General features: G+C 66.3%; 15 protein-coding genes and 2 tRNA genes. 9 read left to right on the forward strand and 8 right to left on the reverse strand.

The genetic code is table 11. The annotated features are described in order from the left end of the window. Positions 1-18: 18 nt before the first annotated feature. From BMY25_RS11220 to BMY25_RS11230, 3 genes are all read left to right on the forward strand, one after another. Entirely contained in the window at positions 19-1,377 is a 1,359-nt protein-coding gene (locus BMY25_RS11220) for a hypothetical protein (protein ID WP_092496727.1), read from the forward strand. 7 nt (positions 1,378-1,384) lie between these two features. Next, positions 1,385-3,184, forward strand: a complete 1,800-nt coding sequence (locus BMY25_RS11225) for a heme biosynthesis HemY N-terminal domain-containing protein (protein ID WP_092496728.1) — start codon at positions 1,385-1,387, stop codon at positions 3,182-3,184. Positions 3,185-3,315: 131 nt separating this feature from the next. Further along, a tRNA-Thr gene (locus tag BMY25_RS11230) sits at positions 3,316-3,391 on the forward strand. A 147-nt stretch (positions 3,392-3,538) separates the two neighbouring features. On the opposite strand, the gene BMY25_RS11235 is transcribed toward BMY25_RS11230, so the two are convergent. Further along, complete coding sequence (locus BMY25_RS11235) at positions 3,539-4,417, reverse strand: aldo/keto reductase family oxidoreductase (RefSeq protein WP_092496729.1); 879 nt, start codon at positions 4,415-4,417, stop codon at positions 3,539-3,541. 94 nt (positions 4,418-4,511) lie between these two features. Between BMY25_RS11235 and BMY25_RS11240 the strand changes: the two genes are divergently transcribed. The 4 genes from BMY25_RS11240 (at position 4,512) to BMY25_RS11255 (ending at position 8,757) form a co-directional block, all read left to right on the forward strand. Further along, positions 4,512-5,405, forward strand: a complete 894-nt coding sequence (locus BMY25_RS11240; protein ID WP_092496730.1) for a LysR family transcriptional regulator — start codon at positions 4,512-4,514, stop codon at positions 5,403-5,405. 152 nt (positions 5,406-5,557) lie between these two features. Then, positions 5,558-6,190, forward strand: a complete 633-nt coding sequence (locus tag BMY25_RS11245; protein ID WP_177176821.1) for a TetR/AcrR family transcriptional regulator — start codon at positions 5,558-5,560, stop codon at positions 6,188-6,190. 35 nt (positions 6,191-6,225) lie between these two features. Further along, on the forward strand, positions 6,226-7,317 hold the full coding sequence (locus BMY25_RS11250) for a Zn-dependent alcohol dehydrogenase (RefSeq protein WP_092496732.1): 1,092 nt from the start codon (positions 6,226-6,228) through the stop codon (positions 7,315-7,317). A gap of 27 nt (positions 7,318-7,344) precedes the next feature. Then, entirely contained in the window at positions 7,345-8,757 is a 1,413-nt protein-coding gene (locus BMY25_RS11255) for an aldehyde dehydrogenase family protein (protein WP_092496733.1), read from the forward strand. A 566-nt stretch (positions 8,758-9,323) separates the two neighbouring features. Here BMY25_RS11255 and BMY25_RS11265 read toward each other — a convergent pair. Further along, positions 9,324-10,175 carry an SDR family NAD(P)-dependent oxidoreductase gene (locus BMY25_RS11265; RefSeq protein ID WP_238858284.1) on the reverse strand — a complete coding sequence of 284 codons (852 nt, stop codon included), beginning with the start codon at positions 10,173-10,175 and terminating at the stop codon, positions 9,324-9,326. 63 nt (positions 10,176-10,238) lie between these two features. On the opposite strand from BMY25_RS11265, the gene BMY25_RS11270 reads away from it, so the two are divergent. Together BMY25_RS11270 and BMY25_RS20805 are read left to right on the forward strand one after the other, a co-directional pair. Continuing rightward, the gene (locus BMY25_RS11270) at positions 10,239-10,808 is read left to right on the forward strand and encodes a TetR/AcrR family transcriptional regulator (protein ID WP_092496736.1); all 570 of its coding nucleotides are present in this window, start codon (positions 10,239-10,241) and stop codon (positions 10,806-10,808) included. Positions 10,809-11,126: 318 nt separating this feature from the next. After that, a complete protein-coding gene (locus BMY25_RS20805; RefSeq protein WP_177176822.1) occupies positions 11,127-11,288 on the forward strand; it encodes a hypothetical protein in 162 nt (53 codons plus the stop codon). A gap of 530 nt (positions 11,289-11,818) precedes the next feature. Here BMY25_RS20805 and BMY25_RS11275 read toward each other — a convergent pair. From BMY25_RS11275 to hisD, 6 genes are all read right to left on the reverse strand, one after another. Then, a tRNA-Phe gene (locus tag BMY25_RS11275) sits at positions 11,819-11,893 on the reverse strand. Between the two features lie 88 nt (positions 11,894-11,981). Then, a complete protein-coding gene (gene yacG / locus BMY25_RS11280; protein ID WP_092496737.1) occupies positions 11,982-12,188 on the reverse strand; it encodes a DNA gyrase inhibitor YacG in 207 nt (68 codons plus the stop codon). After that, positions 12,185-12,820 (reverse strand): Maf-like protein, encoded by a 636-nt coding sequence (locus BMY25_RS11285; RefSeq protein ID WP_092496738.1) that lies wholly within the window; start codon positions 12,818-12,820, stop codon positions 12,185-12,187. Before BMY25_RS11285 ends, yacG begins: the two co-directional genes overlap by 4 nt. 41 nt (positions 12,821-12,861) lie before the next feature. Beyond that, on the reverse strand, positions 12,862-13,323 hold the full coding sequence (locus tag BMY25_RS11290) for an arsenate-mycothiol transferase ArsC (protein WP_092496781.1): 462 nt from the start codon (positions 13,321-13,323) through the stop codon (positions 12,862-12,864). 26 nt (positions 13,324-13,349) lie between these two features. Next, on the reverse strand, positions 13,350-13,829 hold the full coding sequence (locus tag BMY25_RS11295) for a UPF0262 family protein (RefSeq protein ID WP_092496739.1): 480 nt from the start codon (positions 13,827-13,829) through the stop codon (positions 13,350-13,352). Positions 13,830-13,838: 9 nt separating this feature from the next. Next, positions 13,839-15,131 (reverse strand): histidinol dehydrogenase, encoded by a 1,293-nt coding sequence (gene hisD, locus BMY25_RS11300; RefSeq protein ID WP_092496740.1) that lies wholly within the window; start codon positions 15,129-15,131, stop codon positions 13,839-13,841. Between the last annotated feature and the right edge of the window lies 1 nt (position 15,132).

Raw genomic sequence — 15,132 nt, forward strand, 5'->3', positions numbered from 1 at the left:
CTCGGCGGTGCGCTCGGAATGGGCGGGGTCTACGCGCTCCAGCGATCCGGCCACTGGCCGCAGGCGACGGCCTCGGCCCCTTCCGGCGACGTGGCGACCAAGGCCGAAGTGGCTGATCTTCGCACCCAGCTGCAGCAGGTGCAGGGCACTGTCACCGATCTGCAGGGACGCGCGCAGGCGGCTCTGGCGGTCGCTTCCGGCGAGGGCGGCCAGAACGGCGCCGACCAGAACGCTGTACAGGATCTCGGCACCCGGGTCGCAGCTCTGGAAGCCAAGCTGACCGCGCCGGCGACACAGCCGGGCGAGGGGGCACAGCCGGGCGCGGGCCCCGCCGATACCGCCGCTTCGGGCCATCTTCGCGATCGCCTCGCCGCGCTTGAAGGCAAGGTGAACACCAATTCGGACGCCGTGAACGGCAAGGCCGATGCCACAGCCATCGCCGATCTCGGCAAGCGCGTCGACCAGCTTCAGGCGGCGGTCGGCACCGGCGATCAGGTCGCGCCCGATTCGCTTTCCGGCCGCCTCGCCTCCCTCACCGACCAGTTCGGCCAGTTGCGCGATTCCATCGGGCCCACCGCGATCTCCGCCATGAAGCCGGAGATCGACCAGCTCGGCCAGCGCGTGGACCAGATGGCCGGAACGGTGGATCAGCTGAACGGCAAGGTGCAGGACACGCAGACCACGGCCGCCACCACGCTCGCCAACATGGCGCAGACCACCACACATGTGCAGCAGCAGCTGACGGAGGTGACCGGCACGGTGGCGCAGCTCTCCGATCAGGTCGCGCATGCCGCCCCGAGCCAGAAGATCGACGAGTTGACGAAGGCTGTCCAGGCGGCGCAGAGCCGCGCGGATCAGGCCGCCGCCGTGGCGCCGGTCATCGCCGCCAACGGCCTCGTGGACGCCGTGCAGGGGGGTAGCTCCTTCGCGACGGAGCTGAAGGCCGTACAGACAGTGACGCCGGGGGACGCCGCCATCGGCACGCTGGAGCCCTATGCGGCTTCCGGCCTGCCGCGGATCGCCGACCTCAAGCAGGGTTTCGACAAGGTCATGGCGAGCCGCGTCTCCACGGCGGATCTGCCGGCCGAGGGCGGCGGCACACTGACCCGGCTCCTGCAGAGCGCCAAGGGCGTCATCAAGGTCACGCCGGCCGGCCCCATCGAGGGCAACAGCAGCGCCGCCATCCTGTCGCGCATCGATGCCGATTTCGACAGCGGCAACCTCAAGGGCGTGCTGGACGAATGGAACGGGCTGCCGCAGGCCGACAAGGATGCGACGCACGAATTCATCCAGCCGGTGCAGGCCCATGCCGCGGCGATCGATCTCGCCGGCCGTTTGAGGGCGAATGCCCTCGGTCAACTCAGTTCAGCGAAGTAGGTGACCGATGATCCGTCTCCTGATTGTCGTCGCCGTCCTCTTTGCCGTCGTCCTCGAGTTCCAGTGGCTGAAGGGCACCTCCGGCGAGGTCGCGCTGACGCTGCACGGCAATGTCTATTCGGTGGATCTCTCCACCGCCGTCCTGGGCCTTGTGGTCGCGCTGGCGCTGTTCGCCGTCATCGTGCTGCTGCTGCGGTTCCTCGTCCGCATCCCCGCCAATTCGGGACGCCGCCGTCGCTGGCGTCGTGAGGAGCGCGCCCGCGAAGCGCTGACGGCGGGCCTCCTCGCCGTCGCGGCGGGCGATGTCCGGGGCGCGGAGCGTGCGACCGGCGATGCGCTGCGGCGCATTCCGAACCGGCCGCTGACGATGCTGCTGCGCGCCCAGACGGCGCAGCTCAAGGGCGATCATGCCGAGGCCGGCGAGGCCTTCAAAGCCATGCTGGAAGAGCCGGACGCCCGCATCGTGGGCCTGCGCGGCCTCTACATCGAGGCGGAGCGGCAGGGCAATCACGAGGCGGCGCGCCGCATCGCGGAGGAAGCGCGGCAAGACGCGTCCACCAGCCCCTGGGCCTCGCGCGCGTTGCTGCGCTATCAGGCGGCCGAAGGCGACTGGGCCGGCGCGCTTGAACTCCTCGGCAGCTACAGCCGCACGCTCGACCGCAAGGCGGCCCGCCGCCAGCGCGCGGTGATCCTGACCGCGCAGGCGCTGGACAAGGAGATCGGCGAGCCGGAAACGGCCCGCAACGCCGCGCTGGAAGCGCATGAGCTCGCGCCCGAGCTCGTGCCCGCCGCCGTGGTCGCGGGCCGGCTTCTGTCCCGGCTGGGCGAGGTACGGCGTGCCTCAAAGGTTCTGGAGGCGACCTGGAAGGAAGCGCCGCATCCGGAGATCGCCGAGGCCTATGCGCATGTTCGCTCGGGCGATTCCGCCACCGACCGCCTGAAGCGCATGGAAACGTTGCACCGCCTGCAGCCGGATGCGCCGGAAGCGCGGATCGCATTGGCGCGCGCGGCGGCGGAAGCGCGCGAATGGGAACGTGCCCGCACCGCGCTGGAGCCCCTGGTCAAGGACCGGCCGGACCAGCGCGTGCTGATCCTCATGGCCGAGATCGAAGAAGGCCAGTCCGGCGATCGCGGCCGGGCGCGCGAATGGCTTGCCCGTGCCGTCAGAGCGCCGCGCGGCCCCGCCTGGACCGCAGATGGCGTGGTGCTGGAGCAATGGGCGCCGGTTTCGCCCGTCACCGGTCGCCTCGACGCGGTGGAGTGGAAGCTCCCCCTGGAAGAGCCGGAAGCGGTCGCACTGCCGGACCTCGTGCAGGACGCGCTCGGCCCGGACCAGCCGCGACAGGTCGGCCGCTTCGTCGAACCGCAGGGCGAGACGACCGGCGGTGCGGAGCGAACGTTCGAGATCGACGGCGAGCCCGTTCCGGTGGATGTCGCGATCCAGGAAGAAGAGCTGGCCCGCGCCGCGAAGTCCGGACGCACGGCACCTGATCGCGTCACGCCCAGCCCGGTTGTGACCGGTCCGACGATCGTGGCCCAGCCGGTAGCCATGCGACCCGCTGCGCCGGTTTCCGGCAAGACGGACGGACCTGACGCGGTGATCGTGGATGGCCCGAAGCCGGCCCCGACGGCCCAGCCGGTCATCGGCAGCGGAACGCAGCCGCCGAAGCTCGTCACGCCGCCGCTGCCGGACAGGCCGGAGGAAACGCTGGTCGCCGAGGAAGACCTCGTGCCGCCGTCCCCCGACGATCCGGGCGTGGAAGAGGGAACGGCGAAGGAGCCGCCGCGCCGCTTCGGCCTGTTCTAGGCCTGTTCCGTGCCCGGGCGGGCGACCCTTTCCGGTCGCCTTCCCCCGCAGTGTTTTTCCGGGAGGAAGTCGTCAACAGGGCTATCTGATGGCTTGCTCCCGAGCCCGTGACCTTGTATGAGGCACCCATCGCCGCTTTAGCTCAGTCGGTAGAGCACATCATTCGTAATGATGGGGTCAGGTGTTCGAGTCACCTAAGCGGCACCATTTTCCTTCCAGATCCGGTTTTCTTCACCTCGGCGGTTTCCGTTCGGGGTCGTCCCGCTCGCGGTGTCGCGGATGCGACGCGAAAGACCGGCCCGGCTTTCGCCGAACCGGTCTGACACCCGACAGGAAGGTGGAGTTGCGTCGCGACTATTGACGGTCGGCCGCCCCGATCCCGTCCAGTTCGGCGACGACATCCTCGGAAAGCTTGAGCTCGGTGGCCGCGAGGTTTTCGCGGAGGTGGCCGAGCGACGAGGTGCCGGGGATCAGCAGGATGTTGGGCGAGCGCTGCAGCAGCCAGGCGAGGGCCACCTGCATCGGCGTTGCTCCCAGCCGTTCCGCCACGCCCGACAGCGTGGAGGATTGCAGCGGCGTGAAGCCGCCCAGCGGGAAGAACGGCACGAAGGCCGTGCCCTGCGTGGCCAGTTCCTCGATCAACGCGTCGTCATCGCGATGGGCGAGATTGTACAGGTTCTGCACGCAGACGATCTCGCAGATCCCGCGTCCTTCCGCGATCTGCTTCGACGTCGCGTTGCTGAGGCCGATGTGGCGAACGAGGCCCTGCTGCTGCAGCTCCGCCAGTGCGGTGAGGGGCGCCTCGATCGAGCCCTCGCTGGGACCATGGACGTCGCCCATGATGCGCAGGTTGACCACGTCGAGTGCGTCGAGGCCGAGATTGCGAAGATTGTCATGCACGGCGCTGGCGAGCTCGGCGGGCTGCATCGCCGGGTTCCACGATGCGTCCTCGCCGCGAACCGCTCCGATCTTGGTGACGATCACGAGATCGTCGCCATACGGGTGCAGCGCCTCGCGGATGATCTGGTTGGTGACGTGCGGGCCGTAGAAGTCGCTGGTGTCGATGTGATCCACCCCGGCGGCAACGGCCTCGCGAAGCACCGCGATCGCCGCCTCGCGATCCTTGGGCGGCCCGAACACGCCGGGGCCGGCAAGTTGCATCGCGCCATAGCCCATGCGCTTCACATTGTGGCTGCCGAGCCGGAAGCTGCCGGCTGCATCGAGATTGGTCATGGTTTTCTCCGTTGCTGCTGGTCTTCCATATGGATCAGATGCCCTTGGGTGATAATCCGGTATAATCGGGACGGGTTGTACGAAAGGGTGGACAATGAAGGAGCTTCAGGATCTCGCGGCTTTCGTGGCGGTCGCGCGCGCCGGTGGGTTTCGCGAAGCGGCAAAGGCGGGCGGCGTCTCCGCTTCCGGTCTCAGCGAAGCGGTGCGGCGGCTGGAAACGCGGCTCGGCGTTCGGCTGCTCAACCGGACGACCCGGAGCGTCGCGCCGACGGAAGCCGGCCAGCGTCTGTTGGAGCGGCTGGTGCCGGCCTTGGGCGAGGTGGAAGCCTCGCTCGATGTGGTCAACGCCTTTCGGGATCGCCCGGCCGGCACCTTGCGGCTGAACGTGCCGGCAAGCGTCGCCCGCCTCGTGCTGCCGGAGTTCGTTCCGCCGTTCCTCAAGGCTTATCCGGACATCCGCATGGAGGTGATCGTCGAGGATGGCTTCGTGGACGTGCTGGCCGCCGGCTGCGATGCCGGAATCCGCTACGGCGAAAGGTTGGAGCAGGACATGATCGCCGTCCCGATTGGTCCGCGCACGCAGCGTTTCGCCACCGCCGCCGCACCCTCTTACCTCGACGCACATGGTCGCCCGGAGCATCCGCGCGACCTGCTGTCCCACGCCTGCCTGCGCGGCCAGTTCGCCAGCGGTAATATCCCGCCCTGGGAATTCGAGCGGGACGGCGAGGTGTTGCATGTCGATCCGGACGGGTCCCTCGTGGTGCGCCTCGGAGCCGCGGTGGACCTTGCGATCGACGCGGCGCTGCAGGGCCTCGGCATCATCCAGCTCTTTGAGGCGTGGCTCGCCCCCCACTTCGAGAGCGGCGCGCTGGAACCGGTGCTGGAACCGTGGTGGGAAAGCTTCCCCGGCCCCTTCCTCTATTATCCCGGCCGGCACCACTTGCCGGCCCCGCTTCGGGCTTTCGTCGATTTTACGCGGAGGGGATAGCGCGTCCGCAGACGCAGCCTGGTCAAAGCCATCCCCCCTCGACCGTGCTTTAAAAAGGCTCCCTTACGTTTTCGGTTGACCGGAATGGCTGGACCTTGGATAAATATCCAACAGGTGTTGCGTATCTGGGGTTTGGCCGAATGGAGGGTCGTATGCCGTCGCGCACGATTCCGAAGCAATTGCCGACAGGCCAGGGGTCGGAAGACGCGCGGGTAGAGCGGACCCGAGCCCGGCTTGCCCAAGCGGTATTGTCGCTTGCCGCCGAGCGCGACATCACGACCGCGTCGGTGGCTGAACTGGCGCGCCGCGCCGGCGTAAACCGAAGCACCTTCTACGCGCACGCACAAACCCCGGTGGAACTGCTGACCCGCGTGCTTTCGTCCGAACTGGACGAAGTCCGCCGGCACACGATGGAGCAGCTGGACTTCGACGGGCGGCTGCTGCGCTCCCTTACGCGCTCGACCCTGTGCGAGATCGTGGATCACATCATCAAGCATGAGGCGGTTTATGGCGGCACCAGCCACGCCTCATCGATGTTCGCGCTGCGCATCGTGCTCGCGGAGCACGTCGAGCAATCCGTCCTGATCGTGTTGCGCGAGGGATTCCTGGTGGCGCCCGAACCGGGACCCGAGGCTGCCGCGCTCTATGCCGCCTTTCTCGCTCACGGCGTCGCCGGGGCGGTGGAGGCGTGGCTGCACCTTCCCGCACCGCGCGACGAGCGCGTGCTGCTGACCGCCATCGAGGCCATGTACCCGTCCTGGTACGCGCCCGACCCCGGCCCATAAGGGCCTCAAGCAAGACCAACCAAAGGAGAAACGCCTTGAAAGCTGCTGTACTCAACAAACTGGACGGAACGTTCGCGGTCGAGGACGTCCAGATCGACAAGCCACGGGGCCGCGAGGTGCTCGTCGAGGTGAAGGCTTCGGGCCTGTGCCATTCCGACCTGCACATGGCCGAAAGCGACTTCGGCGTTCCGTTGCCGGCCGTCTTCGGCCATGAGCTCGCCGGCATCGTCAAGGAGATCGGCCCCGACGTGCGCGAGTTCAAGGTCGGCGATCATGTCGTGGGATCGCTGATCCAATATTGCGGACATTGCGAAGCCTGCCTCGACGGACGCACCTACCAGTGCGACCACCCGGAGGAAACGGTGCGCGGGCCTGACGATGGCCAGCGTCTCACGCGCAACGGGCAGCCCGTGACGCCTGTCTTCGGCACGTCCGCTTTCGCCGAGTATTCCCTGGTGCATGAGAACCAGCTTGCCAGGGTGCCGGACGAGATTCCCTTCCCGCAGGCATCGATCCTCGGCTGTGGGTGCGTGACCGGCGCGGGCGCCGCGATCAACACCGCCGATGTGAAGCCCGGCGACACGGTGGCGGTGATCGGCGTCGGCGGCGTCGGCCTCAACGTCATCTCCGGCGCGCGTCTCGCCGGCGCGGGCCGGATCATCGCCATCGACATGCAGCCGGCCAAGGAAGAGCTCGCGCGGAAGTTCGGCGCAACGGATTTCATCGACGCGGGCAAGGGCGACGCGGTCGAGACCGTGCGTGCGCTCACGGGCGGCGGCGTCGCTCACGCCTTCGAGGTTATCGGTCTCAAGCCCACCTCGGAGCAGGCCATCAAGATGGCCCGAAAGGGCGGTGGGGCCTATCTGATCGGCGTTCACAAGCCCGGCGCGCCAATCAATGTCGACGTGCTCGTGGACCTCATCTCCAACCAGGTGACTGTGAAGGGGGTCTACATGGGTTCCACCAATATCAAGCACGACATCCCGATGTATGCCGACCTCTATCTGCAGGGTCGCTTCAACCTCGACGACCTGATCTCCAAGGAGATCAACATCGCCGAGATCAACGACGCCTATCAGGAACTCAAGAAGGGCGCGATCGCGCGCAGCGTCATCACCTCCTTCTGACCGACATCGAATCGAGAGGACAAGATCATGGCATACAGACTTCTGATCGATGGCAAGCTGGTCGATGGGGCCTCCACGCTCGACGTGATCGACCCTGCTACCGGCGCGGTATTCGAAACGTGCGCGCGCGCGGACGAGGCGCAGCTCGAACAGGCGATCGCGGCCGCCAAGCGCGCGTTTCCCGCCTGGGCCGCGCTTGGCCACGAGAAGCGCCGGGACTACCTCAACCAGCTCGCCGACGCGATGCAGGGACGTTACGACGAGTTCTGCAAGCTGCTCACGCGCGAGCAGGGCAAGCCGCTCGCCCAGTCGCAGTTCGAGGTCGGGGGCGCGATCGCGGCCTTGCGCTATTTCGGCGAGCAGGACCTGCCGCTGGAAACGATCCGCGAGACCGAGGACGGCAAGATCCTTGAGCAGCGCACCCCGCTCGGCGTGGTCGCTGCGATCACGCCCTGGAACTTCCCCGTCATCCTGTTGATGATGAAGCTTGCCCCCGCACTCAGCGTCGGCAACACGATGGTTGCGAAGCCGGCTCCGTCCACCCCTCTGACGACGGCTCTGTTCGGCGAACTGGCGGCGGAGATCCTGCCCCCGGGAGTGCTCAACGTGATCGTCGACGCCAACGATCTCGGCGGCAAGATCACCGCGCATTCCGACATAGCCAAGGTGAGCTTCACCGGCTCGACCGGCACCGGGAAGCGCGTGATGGAAAGCGCAGCCGGCACGCTCAAGCGGCTGACGCTGGAACTGGGCGGCAACGACGCGGCGATCATCCTCGACGATGTCGACGCCAAGGAGGTCGCGCCCAAGGTCTTCCAGGCGGCGATGGTCAATGCCGGCCAGGTCTGCCTGGCTGCGAAGCGCGTCTACGCCCCGCGATCGATGTACGACGCCATCTGCGAGGAACTGGCGAAACTCGCAAGAGAAGCCGTGGTCGATGACGGCCTCAACCAGGGCGCGGAGATCGGCCCTCTCCAGAACAAGCAGCAGTATGAGAAAGTGCTGGAGATCATCGAGGAGGCCAAGGCACAGGGCAAGGTGATCGCCGGTGGCGCCGCACTCGACCGCGAGGGGTATTTCATCGCGCCGACGGTGGTGCGCGACCTGCCCGACAGCGCGCGACTTGTGCGCGAAGAGCAGTTCGGACCTGCCATCCCGGTCCTCGTCTATGACACGATCGAGGAAGTAATCGAGCGCGCCAACGACAGCGAATACGGCCTTGGCGGCACGATCTGGACCAACGATGCCGATCGCGGTCTGCAGGTCGCGCTGCAGGTCCAGTCGGGTACCGTCTGGGTAAACAAGCATCTCGACATGCCCTTCGACGTGCCGTTCGGCGGCGCAAAGCAGTCCGGTATCGGCCGGGAGCAGGGCATCGACGGGATGAAGGAATTCACCCAGGCCAAGATCATCAACGTGGCCAACAAGATCGCGGCATAAGTCTGCCGGATTTCGAAGCACCTGAGCTGGTCCGGCCGTCCCGCAAGGGGCGGCCGGTTGCAAAGGGCTTCTGACGAAGGGTGGCTGCAAGGCACCGCTCGGGAACCTTTACAGATGCCCGAGGGTATCGAAAATTCCATCGCCGCCGACTTCGCAGTTGCCGCCGCCAGCCGATCTGCTTCCTCGAAGCTGACGGAGGCACGAACCGACGCGACCCCCCCCGGATGGACGGACACGCCTCGGACCATCCGCGCGGCCTCTGCCCTCTGCATCACGGCGAACACGACCTGCGCTCCGTGGCTGCCGTGAAGCTCTGCGACACCGGCGCTGACGTGAACGGCTCCGCCGATGCGAGTGCTTCCGGCTCCGCTGCCGCAGTCGCTGGAAGCGACGGCAAACGGCTGGCGCTTGTTGTCAGAAGGGCCGTTCCTGCCGATCTGCCTTGGGGCGGCTTCTCTTCTTTGGCACAAGCCAACTCAGGTAAGTTGGATGTGCTCCCGGCGAGTTCGGAATAAAGGGAACAGGAGCAGCGCCGTTCGCCGCTCCCTTCTCTCGTCAGGGTGGGCTCAGCGCTCCATCACCGGGGTGACGCCGCCGGAAACGGAAAGACCTCCGTCGATGACCTGAGACGTCCCGGTGGTGAACCAGGCCTCGTCACTGGCGAGGTAGAGCACCAGATAGGCGACATCGATCGGCCGGCCCATGCGGCGCAAGGGCTGAGCGGCTGCCGCGGCATCGATGGACGCCTTGTCAGGGAATGCTTCATCCACCATCGCCGTGTGGATAACGCCGGGATCGACCGAATTAACGCGGATGTTGAAAGGGGCGAGTTCGATAGCGGCCGCGCGGGACACCGCATCGACCGCACCCTTGCTGGCGGTATACGCGGTGAAGCGACCGCAGGCATTGACCACGGCGAGAGAGGCGATGTTGACGATAGAGCCGACGCCGGCTTCCTTCATGTGCGGGATCACCGTCTGCATGCCGACGAACTGACTCCAGGCGTTGACGTCCATGGTCCTCTGCCAGTGGGCGTAGGTGACCTTGTCGTAAGATGCGGGCGCGAGAATGCCAGCGTTGTTCACCAGGATCGTGATCGGCCCGAATTTCTCGACACCCTGTGCCACGACAGATGCCCAGTCCTCTCCCGAGGAGACGTCATGCTTCAGCGCCAGGGCCGCACCCGGACGTTGCGCGTTGATATCGTTCACCACCCTGCTGACCGCATCGAGATTGATGTCGGTCGCGATCACTGATGCGCCTTCGGCCGCGAGCAGCCGTGCCTCGGCCTCACCTTGGCCTGTACCTGCGCCTGTCACTATCGCGACCTTGTTCGAAACTCGTCCCATCCCGTGCATCCTTGTTGATTGAGCTTTGCCCCCGGACGGGGCGCGCAATAAGTGGTCAACGATGTCCACTTTAGCAAGAGCCTTTGAAAGGAGTGCTCGCCTTCGGTTGCGCAGTTAGGATAGGAAGTGCTGATGCCGCCTCTGTCCGAGACCAAGCCGCTTCGCTCTGATGCCGCCCGTCGACGTCGTGCGATCCTGGATGCTGCCCGCTCGATCTTCACGAACGAGGGCATCGAAGTGGCGATTGAGCGGATCGCAATGGAGGCCGGCGTGGGACGTGCGACCGTCCATCGCAATTTTTATGATCGTAAGGGGCTTCTGATAGCGCTGCTTGACGAGGAGCTCGATCAGTTCGCGGCAGACGTGGCGGCAGCGGATCTTCTCCTCCACCCGACAGCGTTGATCGACGCCTTCGTCCGCCTGTCACTCAACAATGCCGCATTGCTTCCGCACTGGCAGGCGATGAATTCGCGCGAACCCGAGTTCTCTCGCGTCCGAGACAAGTTTCTATCGATCGTCGAGGCGGCGCTACCTGCCATGAAGGCATCGGGGCGCATGAGGGACGATCTGACAGCAGCCGACCTCGAACTGATCGCAGGGATGCTCGGCGCGGCGCTGAAGGGCGATACAGAACGCGCGCGGCAAGACCTTACCGCTCGCGCCCTTGATATCATCAAGAACGGGGTAGAGCGCCCTGAGTAGGGTTTACCCTCTCAGTTAAGCTGAATCGGATCAGGCGTTCACCAGCCTTTCACGCTGACGGGTGAGTTGTCCCGGCTTGCAAGGCCACTGCGCTCCTGACGAAGGTGCGGCTGCGGTATGAAGCGGTCCAGACGTGCCGATGAGCGCAAGTCGGCAAGTGCCCTTCGTCGATACGGCGTCTGCCTGCGCATGAACCCAAGCCCGTCTTGGGCGGGCTTTTTCTTTGCCGGGAATCTCCATGAGCCCCACGAATGTCGTCACCGTCTGGATTGGTAACGAGGGGCGTTACAGATTGCGCTGCAGGATTCAGACCGGACGGTGATCGACCTGACCGGCTACACCGTCATCGGCAAGTTCTACCGGCACGGCAGCCTTGCCGTGGTCGCCGGCCCCGGTGAGCAAGAGCCATCTGGATCAGTGACAGTCTATGTTCCGGGGCCGCAGGGAACGACGGGGAGCGAGGCGAGATGGGTGACGTGAACCTGGCGAGCCCGCGGCAGTCGACGATGCGCAGGCGGCGAAGGATGCGGCTGAGCCGTCGAAAGCAGCTCAACGCAGATCCTGAAAGCCGAGCGTACGGGATTGACTGCACCAGAACCCCGACGTGCTGCATAAGGTCAAGCAAGCGGTGGACGGAACGCCGTCCAGGCCGGTGTTGCACGCCGGCTACCGTTCCGGCGCGGGTTCGAAGAGGCCGAGCCTTATGCTGGCCCGGTTCTTCGAAGCTCCGCGGGCTTGCTCATGACGGAAGAATGCCGCGGCCTTCGCCTGCCCGACGGGCGGAAGCTGTCTGACGGGCGGAAGCTGTCTGACGTTGGCGATCTCGACGCGGCGCTCAGATCCTTACCCGTCGAAAACGAGACACGAGCGGATAGCTCGCCCAATCTGAAAGGGGGCGACGTTCAAGCTGAAGCAGGTCGAGGCAAGGGGGCCGATTGGAACCGGCAGCGGAGTTGCTCGCACGCCACGTTCCCGCTCGAAAGCTCAATCATTTCGGCAGCATTGGGAAATGGTGCCCAGGGGCGGAATCGAACCACCGACACGCGGATTTTCAATCCGCTGCTCTACCCCTGAGCTACCTGGGCTACCTTCCGGTCCGGCCGCTTCAGCGGCGCCGGAAAGTGACGCGCTTATAGGCAAAGGAGCCGGGTCTGTCCAGCACCTCAAGCGCACTTATTCAAAATCTTCGTCATCCGGCACGGTGGCGCTTTCGCTGCCCGGGATTACGTAGGATCCCTTGAGCCAACGGTTCAGGTCGATGTCGGCGCAGCGCTTCGAGCAGAAGGGGTAAGCGTCGGGCGCCGCCTTCTTTCCGCAGATAGGGCATTTGCGCTGAGGGCGCAGCGGCACGACCTTGGCTTCTCCCCGGTCGTCGCTCAAAGCCCTTCTCCCCAGCCATGGCTGACGGGAAACCGGTTGCCCTCCAGAAGCGTGACGGTCTCGAAAAGCGGCAGGCCGACGACATTGGTGTAGGAGCCGACGAGCCGCGTCACGAAGGCGCCGGCGCGGCCCTGGATCGCATAGCCGCCAGCCTTGCCCTCCCACTCGCCGGAGGCGAGATAGCTCTCGATCTCGTCACGCGACAGGCGCTTGAAGCGGACGCGCGTTTCCACGAGCTTCTGCCGGCATTTGCCGGCCGGCGTGATCAGGCACACGGCGGTGAAGACGCGGTGCGCGCGGCCGGAGAGCAGGCGCAGGCACGTCGCGCCCTCGTCGGAAAGCTCGGGCTTGGGCAGGATGCGCCGACCGACGGCAACCACCGTATCGGCGGCCAGCACGAAGGCGCCCTTGAGTTCCGGGTCCTGCTCCACGGCGCGATGGGAGATCTCGGCCTTGTTGCGGGCAAGCCGCTTGGCCAACGAGCGCGGCAGTTCGTTCTTCTCCGGCGTCTCGTCCATGTCGGCGGGCACGAGCCGGGCCGGCGTGACGCCGATCTGGTTCAGCAGGGCGAGCCGGCGCGGCGAGGCGGACGCGAGCACAAGGCGAGGCTGTTCTGTTCGGGAACTCGGCATGGCGATCCGGCGCTGTTGGGAAGGACGGGGAGAGCCCGTTCCTAGCCCATTTGGGGTTTTCTGTGAACTTTTAACAACCGCGAGTGCCGCGGCCCTTCCGGCGCGAAACGATCGCGGATGCGATGGGCCAGGAGATCGCGGAGATCGCGATAGCCGTCCAGGATCTGCTCGCGCGTGGAGAAGGTTTCGGTGAGGTTCGCCGCCGGATCCATGGTCGGCCAATATTCGACCTCCAGCGCTTCCGTCCGCGTCAGTTCCATCGCGTAATGGTGCGCTTCGGGCGAAAGCGTGACCACGAGATCGAAGTTCAGGTCATGCAGGTCGTCGAGGCCGCGCGGGCGATGCGGACCGAGATCGAGCGCCACTTCCTTCAGGACGATGTCGACGAAGGGATCGCGATCGCCGGGCAGGATGCCGGCGGAGGCAAGATAGAAGGCCTTGGGAAAAAAGCCTTCCACCAGGGCGGCGGCCATGGGCGAACGGATGCTGTTGCGTCCGCACATGAAGAGGATCGAACTCGGGCGCTTGCTCACATCGTACCCCGCCAGTGCAGGGCCGCGATCAGGGTGAAGAGGCGGCGCGCGGTCTGGAAGTCCATGCGCGCGGTTCGTGACAGGCGCGCGCGCAGGAGCTCGGCGGCTTCGTCGTGAATGCCGCGACGGCCCATGTCGATCGCCTCGATGCGGGTGACGACACCGCTGCGCAGCGCCTCGCGATAGCTGTCGCAGACGATGCGGTAGTCTTTCAGGATGCGCCGGAAGGGAACCAGCGACAGCGGGTGCGTCGCCGTGCTCTCATCCGTCTCGCTCATGATGTCGAAGACCAGGCGGTCCTCGGTGATCGACAGGTTCAGCCGATAGGGACCGGGCACCGTCGCGACCTCGAACTCGCTCTCGGCCACGAGGTCGCGAACGGCGACGCTGCGCTCCTGCTCCATCTCCGCCGAGCCGTTGCCGGCGGGAAGATCCAGCACGATCTCAGTCAGCCTGTTGCGCGTCTCCTGGTCCATGGCGGGCCGTCAGAGATTGAGCCGGATCCCGACGGAGCGGGCATGCGCGGCGAGGCCTTCCGCTTCGGCCAGCCGGATGGCGGCGGGCGCGAGTTCGCGCAGTCCTTCCGGGCTGCAGCGCAGCAGCGAAGTCCGCTTCATGAAATCCAGCACGGAGAGGCCGGAGGAGAAGCGTGCCGACCGGGCTGTCGGCAGGACGTGGTTGGAGCCGCCGACATAGTCGCCGATGACTTCCGGCGTATGACGGCCGAGGAACACCGCGCCGGCATTGCGGATGTCCTTGAGCAGCGCCTCGGGATCGTCCACGGCGAGCTCCAGATGCTCGGCGGCGATCCTGTCGATCAGCGGCAGTGCCTGACGGAGCTCGTCCACCACGATGATGGCGCCGAAATCGGTCCAGCTCGCCCGCGCGGTTTCCTGTCGCGGCAGGTGGATGAGCTGGCGTTCGACGGCCTCGGCGACCTCGTCGGCGAGCGTCGCGTCGTCGGTGATCAGGATCGACTGCGCCGCCGTGTCGTGCTCGGCCTGGGCCAGGAGATCGGCGGCCAGCCAGTCCGGATCGTTGCGGCCGTCGGCCACCACCAGCACCTCGGAGGGGCCGGCGATCATGTCGATGCCCACCGTGCCGAAGACCTGCCGCTTAGCGGCGGCGACATAGGCGTTGCCCGGCCCGACGATCTTGAAGACCGGCGCGATGGTCCCGGTGCCGTAGGCCAGCGCGGCGATCGCCTGCGCACCGCCCACCTTGTAGATCTCGTCCACGCCGGCGATGCGCGCGGCGGCAAGCACCAGCGGGTTCAGCCGGCCGTCAGGCGCGGGAACCACCATGACGAGCCGCTCCACGCCGGCAACCTTGGCCGGCACCGCGTTCATCAGCACGGAGGAGGGATAGCTCGCCGTCCCGCCGGGCACGTAGATTCCGACGGCGGAGATCGCCGTCCAGACCGAGCCGAGCTCGATGCCGAGTGCGTCGGTATAGCGGTCGTCCTGGGGCTTCTGGCGGCTGTGATGGGCATGGATGCGGGCGCGCGCGAACTCCAGCGCCTTCACCGTCTGCGGGTCGGCCGCCCTGAACGCCGCCTCGATCTCCTCCTCGCCGACGCGGAAGCCGCCGGGGGGAGTGGGATTGCGGTCATATCGCCCGGTGTATTCTGCGAGCGCCGCGTCCCCACGGCTTCGCACGTCATCCACGATGGTGCGCACGGCACGCTCGACGTCTTCGGAAACCTCCCGCTTGGCAGCGAGCAGGGCGGCGAAGCGGGCCTCGAAATCGGCCTCGGAACTGCGGAGAAAGATAGCCATG

The sequence above is a fragment of the Faunimonas pinastri genome (genome assembly GCF_900110915.1).
GTDB lineage: Bacteria > Pseudomonadota > Alphaproteobacteria > Rhizobiales > Afifellaceae > Faunimonas > Faunimonas pinastri.